At 75.2% G+C, this 1923-nt stretch carries 1 protein-coding gene and 2 pseudogenes; 2 read left to right on the plus strand and 1 reads right to left on the minus strand.

The window, feature by feature from the left end:
- Positions 1-181: pseudogene (locus tag ABT245_RS45775) on the plus strand (cation:proton antiporter); the annotation flags it as partial.
- A gap of 205 nt (positions 182-386) precedes the next feature.
- The gene (locus ABT245_RS45780) at positions 387-1487 is read left to right on the plus strand and encodes a PucR family transcriptional regulator (protein WP_351747076.1); all 1101 of its coding nucleotides are present in this window, start codon (positions 387-389) and stop codon (positions 1485-1487) included.
- A 216-nt stretch (positions 1488-1703) separates the two neighbouring features.
- Here ABT245_RS45780 and ABT245_RS45785 read toward each other — a convergent pair.
- Positions 1704-1923 (minus strand): annotated as a pseudogene (locus ABT245_RS45785) (cation:proton antiporter); the annotation flags it as partial.

The following is a 1923-nucleotide window of genomic DNA, read 5'->3' on the forward strand; positions in this document are numbered from 1 at the left end:
CGGCGTCGAACCACGCATCGGTCCCCTCGCGACCGCCTATGTGCTGCTCCTGGTCATCCTGGGGCCGGTCACCGCCCGCTGGACCGAACCCCTGACCCGCCGCCTGACCCGTCGCCCATGGCGCACGGCGCCCGACGCGGTGGCGGCCGACCAGGTGGAGGTGGCCCGTGCGAAGGGATGAGCGCGGTGGCCGGAGTGCCGACGCGCACGGCGCACGCGGCGAGTACGGCGCGTACGAGACACTGGCCGGCGGGCCGGTGGGTCTTGGCCGGCGCCGGTGCCGGGGCGGAGGCGGCGGTTCCGGGGAGTATGGGAAGCAGGCGGGGCGCGGGGGCCCCGATGGGCGTACGGGGACGGGGGACACGGTGACCGTGGGGGGATTCCGGATGATCGAGGAGACGTATCCGAACACGCGCCGGCCGCGGCCCGTGTCTGCGGCGGAGGACACCGCCGAGAGGTTCCTCGACGGGTTCCAGCAGATCCTGGCGGACGCCGCGGTCACCGGCCGCCGGCTGACCCGCGACGAGATCGAGTCCCGGCGCCACCTCGGCGCCCGCGCGGCGGAGGCCGGGCACGGCTGGCGGGCCCTGGTGCGCGCGCACCTCGCGGCGGGCCGGGCGGCCCGGCCCGCCGGGGCCGACGCGGACAGCGTCCTCGCCGTCGTGGAGCAGGCGGTCGACGCGTTCTCCGACGGATACGAGCGCGCGCAGCGGCACGTCGTCCGCAGGGAGGAAGCCGCCCGCCGCGAGTTCATCGACGACCTGCTGCACGGCCGCGGCGACCCGGGTCAACTCGCCTCCCGCTGCGAACGGTTCGGGCTGCGCCTGTCCCGCACCCACTCCGTCGCGGTGGCCGGCGGGCCGGAGGGCTACGACGAGTCCGACCCCGTACCCCGGCAGGTCGCCGACGAGTTGTTCGCCCGCTTCGAGAACCGCCGCATCCTGTTCACCACCAAGGACGGGCGGATGGTGTGCATCGCCCCCGGCGACCAGGACGACGTACTGACCTGGTTCGGCAAGCTCGTGCACGCCCGGGTCGAGGGGAGCCAGGTCGCCGTCGGGCGGCCCCGGCCGGGCGCAGTCGGCATCGGGCACAGCTACGAGGAGGCACTCAACGCCCTCGACGTCGCCCAGCGGATGGGTTTCGACGATCCGCTGCTGCGCGCCGCCGATCTGCTCGTCTTCCCCGTCCTGGCCCGCGACCGGCAGGCGCTGATGGACCTGGTCCGGCACACCCTGGGCCCGCTGGAACAGGCCCGCGGCGGAGCGCAGCCGCTGATCGACACCCTCACGGTGTACTTCGACAGCGGCTGCGTGGCCACCGTGGCGGCCCGTGAACTGTCGCTCAGCGTACGCGCGCTGACCTACCGGCTGGCCCGGATCCACGCCCTGACCGGCACCGATCCCACCGCCCCCGGCGACCGCTACACCCTCCAGACCGCAGTGATAGGCGCCCGCCTACTGGCCTGGCCGACCCGCCCCCTCTGACCCGGCCCCACGGCGCGGCAGGCACCCTGAAGGGGCGTGGGGAACTGCGCGCGTAACCACGGTGGTGCGGCGGGTGGTCGACGGCGTGATGTCGGGAGTGCCGTGTAGTGCGCGGTGCGGGCGGGTGTCCTGAAGAGGCGTGGGGAACTGCGTGCGCAACCACGGTGGTGCGGCGGGTGGTCGACGGCTGTGGTCGTCCGCCAACCGGGCCGGAGGTCAGGCGTGGCCCACCGCGTCCTGGTCCTCCGCCGCGTCCCGCGGCCCCGCGACCGCGACCGCGGCCGGCGCTTCCCCGGCGACCCCCGGCTTGCCGAACCGGCGCAGCAGCACCAGGGCCAGGGGTTCGGTCCAGCGGGCGGTGAGCGGCCCCAGGATGACCAGGATCAGCACGTACGCCGTGGCGAGCGGGCCGAGGGAGGGCTCGATCCCGGCGGTC

Source organism: Streptomyces sp. NPDC001508 (genome assembly GCF_040298665.1).
GTDB lineage: Bacteria > Actinomycetota > Actinomycetes > Streptomycetales > Streptomycetaceae > Streptomyces.